At 39.1% G+C, this 7,396-nt stretch carries 9 protein-coding genes and 1 pseudogene; 3 read left to right on the top strand and 7 right to left on the bottom strand.

All coding sequences use genetic code 11. The annotated features are described in order from the left end of the window. Nucleotides 1–259 precede the first annotated feature (259 nt). A complete protein-coding gene (locus tag RMY63_RS40690; protein ID WP_322734104.1) occupies nucleotides 260–901 on the top strand; it encodes a DUF4232 domain-containing protein in 642 nt (213 codons plus the stop codon). A gap of 100 nt (nucleotides 902–1,001) precedes the next feature. Next, on the top strand, nucleotides 1,002–1,793 hold the full coding sequence (locus tag RMY63_RS40685) for a GH25 family lysozyme (RefSeq protein WP_322734103.1): 792 nt from the start codon (nucleotides 1,002–1,004) through the stop codon (nucleotides 1,791–1,793). A gap of 99 nt (nucleotides 1,794–1,892) precedes the next feature. Here RMY63_RS40685 and RMY63_RS40680 read toward each other — a convergent pair whose 3' ends face one another. From RMY63_RS40680 to RMY63_RS40665, 4 genes are all read right to left on the bottom strand, one after another. Beyond that, the gene (locus tag RMY63_RS40680) at nucleotides 1,893–2,330 is read right to left on the bottom strand and encodes an NUDIX hydrolase (RefSeq protein ID WP_322734102.1); all 438 of its coding nucleotides are present in this window, start codon (nucleotides 2,328–2,330) and stop codon (nucleotides 1,893–1,895) included. A gap of 164 nt (nucleotides 2,331–2,494) precedes the next feature. Then, the gene (locus tag RMY63_RS40675) at nucleotides 2,495–2,686 is read right to left on the bottom strand and encodes a hypothetical protein (RefSeq protein ID WP_322734101.1); all 192 of its coding nucleotides are present in this window, start codon (nucleotides 2,684–2,686) and stop codon (nucleotides 2,495–2,497) included. Between the two features lie 72 nt (nucleotides 2,687–2,758). Then, the gene (locus RMY63_RS40670; RefSeq protein WP_322734100.1) at nucleotides 2,759–2,941 is read right to left on the bottom strand and encodes a hypothetical protein; all 183 of its coding nucleotides are present in this window, start codon (nucleotides 2,939–2,941) and stop codon (nucleotides 2,759–2,761) included. 335 nt (nucleotides 2,942–3,276) lie between these two features. Then, complete coding sequence (locus RMY63_RS40665) at nucleotides 3,277–3,660, bottom strand: hypothetical protein (protein WP_322734099.1); 384 nt, start codon at nucleotides 3,658–3,660, stop codon at nucleotides 3,277–3,279. Nucleotides 3,661–4,016: 356 nt separating this feature from the next. Here RMY63_RS40665 and RMY63_RS40660 point away from each other — a divergent pair, with 356 nt between their 5' ends. After that, a complete protein-coding gene (locus RMY63_RS40660; RefSeq protein WP_322734098.1) occupies nucleotides 4,017–5,174 on the top strand; it encodes an extracellular solute-binding protein in 1,158 nt (385 codons plus the stop codon). 90 nt (nucleotides 5,175–5,264) lie between these two features. Here the strand turns inward: RMY63_RS40660 and RMY63_RS40655 are convergent, their stop codons facing one another. The 3 genes and pseudogenes from RMY63_RS40655 to RMY63_RS42080 form a co-directional block, all read right to left on the bottom strand. Next, complete coding sequence (locus RMY63_RS40655) at nucleotides 5,265–5,816, bottom strand: hypothetical protein (RefSeq protein ID WP_322734097.1); 552 nt, start codon at nucleotides 5,814–5,816, stop codon at nucleotides 5,265–5,267. Between the two features lie 49 nt (nucleotides 5,817–5,865). Further along, nucleotides 5,866–6,642 (bottom strand): class I SAM-dependent methyltransferase, encoded by a 777-nt coding sequence (locus RMY63_RS40650; protein WP_322734096.1) that lies wholly within the window; start codon nucleotides 6,640–6,642, stop codon nucleotides 5,866–5,868. 332 nt (nucleotides 6,643–6,974) lie between these two features. Continuing rightward, nucleotides 6,975–7,091 (bottom strand): annotated as a pseudogene (locus RMY63_RS42080) (CHAT domain-containing protein); the annotation flags it as partial. Nucleotides 7,092–7,396: the final 305 nt, after the last annotated feature.

Genomic DNA, 7,396 nt, shown 5'->3' with positions numbered 1-7,396 from the left:
TGTTTCCCAAATCACCCTCTCTAGTGCCTAATTTTTAAACACCTACCCTTGAAAGTCCCCGCCTGCGGGGAGGGGATTAAGGGGTGGGGTTGTTGGGGTTTAATAAGTAATCACCCGAACTTGATATAAGCTGTTGAATTTGTTATGTAATGACGCAGCAGAACAAGTCATCGGAGCAGACATGCATAACCCTTGTGAAATTGGAAACTTATACTGTATGTGAAGCATCAGTGTAAGTAGTTCACTACAAAAAAGAGATATGCGAATTCTATTTATGGAAAGCAGTCTGTTATTGCTCCTGACTGCGGTGACAACTGGCTGTGTCGGTTCTTCCTCTGTTACCAAACAGACACAAGCCTTACCAACAATCACTGAACAGCCGACGAAAGAAGCTGTGTTAACCTCAACACCCACACCGACTGCAAAACCTATAGAGCATTCCACCCCTGAAGCCACTATTGCCACAAATCCGACGCGCTGTGAAACTAGTCAATTGTCAGTGCGCCGAGTCTCTGAAGATGCTGGTGTTGGGAATGTTGCACTTACCTACGCCTTCACCAATAACGGCTCATCCCCTTGCAACCTCTATGGTTATCCAGGATTGGGACTACTGGATGCAAAAAATCAACCTTTACAAGGAATTAAAGTTATTCGCTCCCAGGACACTTACTTTTCGAGTAAGCAACCTCGACAACAAGTAACTCTAGCTCCTGGGAAACAAGCCTCATTTCAGATAGCATACAACCACATTAGTTCCCCAGAGCAAAACTGCCCAATGTCTAGTAAAATCGAAATCACGCCTCCTAATGCTTACGATCACTTTACCCTTACAGAACAAATCAAGCCTTGTACAGGCAAAGTTAGAGTGACTCCAGTACGAGCCGTTAACACTCAACCCTAGTAAATTTCTGTAATTTACTCAAAGACCCAAAAAAAGCATAAATTTAATCAAAGCCTCTGATAAGTTCAGCATTGTACTAATCAAAAAGGTTAAAAATTTTATGGAAGGAATTGATGTTGCCGATCAAGATGGCAGAGTAGATTGGACGGCAGTAAAAAACTCTGGTAAAACTTTTGCGTTTGTCAAAGCCACAGAAGGAGTTAGCATCAAAGATTCTGCTTTTGCTCATCACTGGCAAACCATGAAAGCAGTTGGTCTTATTCGGGGTGCTTATCATTTTTTTCACCCTCATACATCTGACCCGGTTCAGCAAGCGAAGGAATTCTTAAAAACGCTGGGCAAATTAGAACCGGGAGATTTACCACCAGTCATAGATGTAGAGGTAACTGACAAAGTAAATAGCCAAGCTGTAATTAATGCAGCCAAACAGTGGTTGGCAGAAGTAGAAAAAGCCCTTTTACAACAAACAAAAAAACCAATTAAACCAATTATTTATACCTTCCCCAGTTTCTGGACAGAACTTGGTAATCCATCTGATTTTGCTAATTATCCGTTATGGATTGCCCACTACGGAACCAAGAACCCAACTATTCCTAATGCTTGGCAGGGACAATACTTAATCCATCAATATGAAGGTGATATATCTGGTGTAACTGGTGTTAGTGGTCGAGCCGATTTGAATAGATTTAATGGATTGCAGTTAGGAGATTCTGGGCTGAGAGTAAAACAATTACAACAGCAATTAAAAGATATTGGATTATATACTGATGCCATTGATGGGCGTTTTTCTGAGTCAGTTAAGAATGCAATTGTTAGTTTCCAAACATCTAAGAAATTGCAGGCTGATGGAATTGTCGGTATAAAAACTTGGGTAGCTTTACTATGGATTTAAGTAAGAAGGTGTGAATAAACAAAGGTTTGGAGCCGTTGACTACAAACCTTTAATTAATTTTATATTGTATCATATAGTTTTATTTTTTGTGGCAAATACTTAATATCGTAATGCACAAAATTGAGATTTGACCTGGAAAAAACCTTTAAGGATTCGTTTGAGTGAATTAAACTTAACCCACCTGATAGCTTTATTCACTTCTACCCACTGCCGTTTTCTTTTACTTGCTTCTGGATAATCTTCACTCAGCATATCGACTGATAGTAAATACATCTTGACGCAGTAAATTTTGCCTTGTTTGCGGTACTTGTAAGTTCCCAGTTCATTTGCATCTACTTGCCCAATTATCCCTGCTTCTTCCCACGCCTCTTTGGCTGCTGAATCAGGCGGACTCATGCCATTAGGAATATCTCCTTTCGGAATCACCCAATGTTGAAAGTCACGGGTTGTAATTAGCAAGATTTCAACTTTACCATTGTTCACTCTGTAAGGAATTACCCCAGACTGTATAAACACTTTACTGGCTTTTCGACTCATGTAATTTACATCCTGTACGTCCTAGCTTTTTTGTACAATGTTTACTTCAAAAATTCTAGAGCTGATACAGGATAAATTTTGGTTAATTCTAAGTTATGAAAAGGTTAAAAAACTGCTTTTTGCTTATAAGAGTTAATTATTCAAAAAATTTCCAGATAAAGGCGTCAGTCGTCAGAATTCAGTTGGGTATTCTGTATGACTGGCGGATGAATAATCGGCGTTTTTGCACCACCACCAAATCGTAGATTTGGTGGTGCCCGTAGCCCATTAAACTTTTTAGCTATGGCAGTCGAAGCATAGGTTAGGACTATGTTGGTTGCTGAAACCTTTGATAATACTGAGTTTCTACTCAGCACTTTGCTATAACTTGGTAGCTGACTTGGTTGCTTATACCTACTTACTCAACAAACCTTCTATTGATATTTACCCTAAAGACTTGCCTGCACTACCTCCTGACCTGTTTTAGCTCCGTCGAACTCACGTTTATTTACAACTAGTTGTGATGCTTCTTGAGGACTCAGCAGTTTGCCGAAATAGTCGTAATAGCCTAACGGTTGAGTTGGAGCAGGTTGTAAAAGGTCAATTTTTGCGAAAGCTGTCTGGCTTGTCATCAACCAATTTGATAACAAGATGCCAAAAACGCTAATGAGAAAAACACAAATTAAAAAGAAAATCTTGGTTTTTGAAACATACAATACCCTAACGACACCAGTCTTAGGGTTGTTTTTTTTGTTTCATAGTGAGGTATTTACTAAAAACCTATGGGTAGATATATCACACTATTACGTAAAGATATGTAATAGTGTGTTTAACTTTTTTATCATTTGATGGCTGAATTACTTACTTATATCTAAGTATATGCTCATAAAACCACCACTCGATATTGAACCTAAAGGCTTGTCTTACCTCAATCTATTTTTTTAATTCGTTGAACTTCAGGCTAAATTTAATGAATTCTCTCTCTAAGTAATTGTTCTTCTAAAGCAGCAATGCGATTGTACGCTGCTGTTAATTGCGCTGTCAGTCGTTGTATTTGAATTTCTGGTGTTATATTATCTCCACCTTGACGATGCATGTCTAGATAAATGCCATCTGTTAACACATCTTTGTGTTCCATTTCTGGATTTAAATTGTTACGTCCTTTAAACTGGTAGCCCCCAGCCGCGCCACTTTGTTGGCAATTATCCTTTGCTAGTGTATTCGCTTGTGTATTCGCTAAAGAACACTCTGAGAAAGTTTGGGTAACTTTACCATCAAGCTGCTCAATTACTTGGCACAGGGCATCTAACTTTTGGCTTAAAGTCAGGATCTGCTGCTGTAATAGCTCCATTTAATACCTTTATTCGTACATTTTCTATATGTTATTCAATTTACTCCCAACCTTAACGATACTTATGGATTTTTTAAGTATTGATAATTTTTGGTCGAAATGTAACATTTAAATCATTAGTTCTAAATAGAAGTAAGGTTCCACCATAAGTACCATCAAGGAAATTTATGGATAAAAATTAATCTTTGGGTATTAATTTGACAAAAAATCGCTAATTTGAGTCAAATATTCAAAATTAACCCTATTATCAAGAAAAAATACCGATAATTTTCCAACTCCACTTTTTCAGCTAGTCAGCCTCTGGTGAATCTCTGCTTAATATTAGGTATAATCAAAAATCTCAAAATCCAAAATCAATGGATCGACGGTCTTTTTTGCTAGGTACAAGCACACTGGCACTTTCACAACTGCTTTTTGGCTGTGGTGGAAACAAGCAGGCGCAACTAAAAGTACAGTTATTAAAAGGTTCTATACCTGGTCAGGTGGTGAATCAGTTCCACAAAGGTTTGCAGCAACAGGTGCAGTTAAAGTTTGCTCCAGTCGAGCAGATACAAGGTTTATTTCATCAATTACAAAATTGGCAGCAAAAACCCAAAGCCACTGATGAGCAGGGATGGAAACGCTTTATACCCTTTATGCAAGGTCAAAAAACAGCTGATGCAGACTTAGTGACATTGGGAGATTACTGGTTAAAAGCAGCTATTGAGCAAAAACTGATTCAACCACTCCAAGAAGTGCAGGGAAACCAATTAAAGCAGTGGTCTGCTTTAGATGAAAGGTGGAAACAACTGGTAACGCGTAACGACCAAGGTAACTTGGATATACAAGGGAAGGTGTGGGGTGCGCCTTACAGGTGGGGTAGTACAGTAATTGTTTATAACCGTGACAAGTTGCAAAAATTGGGATGGACGCCCAAAGATTGGAGTGATTTGTGGCGAGATGGAATGCAGCAACAGATTTCCCTACTTAATCAACCACGAGAAGTTATTGGTTTGGTCTTAAAGAAGCTAGGAAAATCTTATAATACAGAGAATCTTGACCAAGTACCAGACTTGGAAAAGGAATTACAGATATTAAACCAACAGGTGAAGTTTTACAGTTCCAATAACTATTTGGAACCTCTAATTATGGAAGACACTTGGCTAGCGGTTGGTTGGTCAAGCGATGTATTACCTATTCTCGGACGTTATCCGCAACTTGGAGCAGTTATCCCCCAATCAGGAACAGCAATTTGGGCGGACTTATGGGTACGTCCCGCAGGGATTACTAAGGATACTTTATCAGATCAATGGATTGATTTTTGTTGGCAACCAAGCACAGCTAAACAAATTTCGGTGCTGACTAAAAGTAATTCGCCAATTTCTACAAATATTGCTGCTTCCGATATCCAAGAACCATTATGGAGTTTGTTAGAGAGCGATCGCAAAGTTTTCGATAAAAGTGAATTTTTACTTCCCTTACCTCCATCAGCAATCAAACAATACGAGTCTTTATTCGCCAAAATGAAAGTTTAATTGGGAATTGGGCAATTCAATTTTAGATTTTGGATTCACAATTTTAGATTGAAATTTAATCCAAAATCCAAAATCTAAAATCTAAAATTACTACAGTAAACGCTCTAACCCTATCTTGTTCTTAATAGTGGTTTGGATACTGCATAAAGCTGGACTTATACTAAAGTTGCAAGTGTAGGTTGCTAAGGGTTCTTTTTGATAGTTAAATACCCGAACGTTGTAGCCAAAGTTCCGTGCAGCGCTACCCAAGCGATTTACGAAGTCGTACCGCTCCATATACTCTAGTAAGCTCCAAATTTGCTGATTCACGATTAAGTCTACTCGTGCAGGTTCTTTGTTAGAAGCTGGATATGCGATCCAATTATCCAATAGCTTTTTTTCGGAGTTTTGTTGTGCCCACCATAAACTGGGAACGGTTAATCGTTCTGGATGAATGGTGGTAGCTGTGATTACATAGTCTTTTGGCTTGGTCAATAAGTCTAGTTCTAAAGGCGCACTAGATGGCGACGGTATGGAACGGGTTTGTGCTAGTGAGGGCGGGACTAGTAAAGCCGTGAGGGTAATGGTTAGTAGTAATGAAAACGATGTCTGGCGATAGCTGCGCCAACGCCAAGGGCGATCGCACAATTTAGGTATATACATAAACTAATTCGTAATTCGTAATTAAGGTACAAGTTAAAATTCGCACAAATTAAAGTTTAACGGCAACGATGCGAATTCTTCGATAATCTGCTGTCCAAGTTCCTTGTTGATATAGTGTTGGCTTTAGATATTCCTCAACGACGGGAATTATTTGTATTTGTTGCTCAGGTGAAAGTCTGGCTAAGAAAGCGCTGGCGAACATTTTAATCCAGTTTGCGATGCCAGCTTCTCCCTCTGCTAGGGGAGTTGGGCGAGGAAACAGGATAGCATAAATGACATCAAAGCCTTGCTGTTCTAATAGACTGCTGTATTCACCAATACTGGGGTAATACCAAGGATTCTCTACTTGTGCTTGAGGGATACCAATGGACTCTAAAGCACTGTATAAAGCTGTGGCGATCGCCTTTACATTTCCCTTACCTCCAAATTCTGCGACAAAACGCCCTCCGGGTTTGAGGGATTTATGTATGGAAGCGATCGCGCTATCTGCTTGTTTCACCCAATGCAATACAGCGTTGGAAAACACAGCATCTAATGGCTTATCTACTTGAAAGTTTATAGCATCAGCAACATCAAAGTGGATATGGGGATAGTTTTGTCTGGCCTTTTCTATCATCGCGGGTGCATGATCGACTCCCATTACTTCAGCCCCAGCTTGGGCAATTTTATCTGTGAGTTGTCCAGTCCCACAGCCGAGATCCAAAATGGATTCTCCGGGCTGAGGGTTGAGTAATTGGAATAAGTCTTCGCCATATTGCCAGACAAAGGCGTGTTTATCTTCGTAAAGCGAAGTATCCCAATTATTGCTTGTCGAAATATTATTCATAAACTGTAAAATTATAGATTGTTTGCTTGCCTATAATTAAGATATGCTATAGATTGATAATAGCCTAATGATTACAGTAGAAAAAAATTATATATCGTAGCTATATATCATTCTTTAAAAGCAAGATTACCGACTTTTTAAATAAGTCGGTAATCGGAGTTTTGCAAATTAACGGTTGCTATTGTCCATTTAATACTTGCTCAATACGAGAAATTTCTACTGCCAAATTAAATAAAGGTGTTCCATTGGCACGAGTTTTAACTTCCATATTGTTGAGAGCTACAATATAAGGCTTTTGATTAATCCAAGCAATGATTGATCCACCAGAAGAACGGGTCAGTTAATGCCGCAAACGGAATGTATTGCAACGCACCATCAGCCACAATCACTAAGCGTTTTTGCCCTAACTGTTGAGCTACAGGTTTGAGGATGAGTTGACTAAGTTTACTAGTAGCTTCGATAGTTGGTTCTATTGGCATTCCCGACATTCTTTTAGCCCTCAATAGTGTGTGTAATTTTTTGGCGGCTGTCTCAATTTCTTCTTCTTTAGCAAGTTCGTAACTTTGCAGAGAATTGGTAGTTACTACCCACAAATAGCTGCGTTCTTTACCCAAGGAATATTGCAACAGTATGCTGTCTTTATCTAACTGTTGCTGAATTTGGTGAAACGTTAGAGGTGTAGGATATTTGAGGGCTTTGTATGGGAGCATCGAGTTTTGGAAGATTTACCACTTATGGGAAAATGTAAAGGGAA

Source organism: Nostoc sp. ChiQUE01b (assembly GCF_034531255.1).
In the GTDB taxonomy this organism is placed as follows: Bacteria; Cyanobacteriota; Cyanobacteriia; order Cyanobacteriales; family Nostocaceae; genus Nostoc.
Note: the sequence above shows the minus strand (reverse complement) of the source record. Positions and strands in the feature narration are given on the sequence as shown.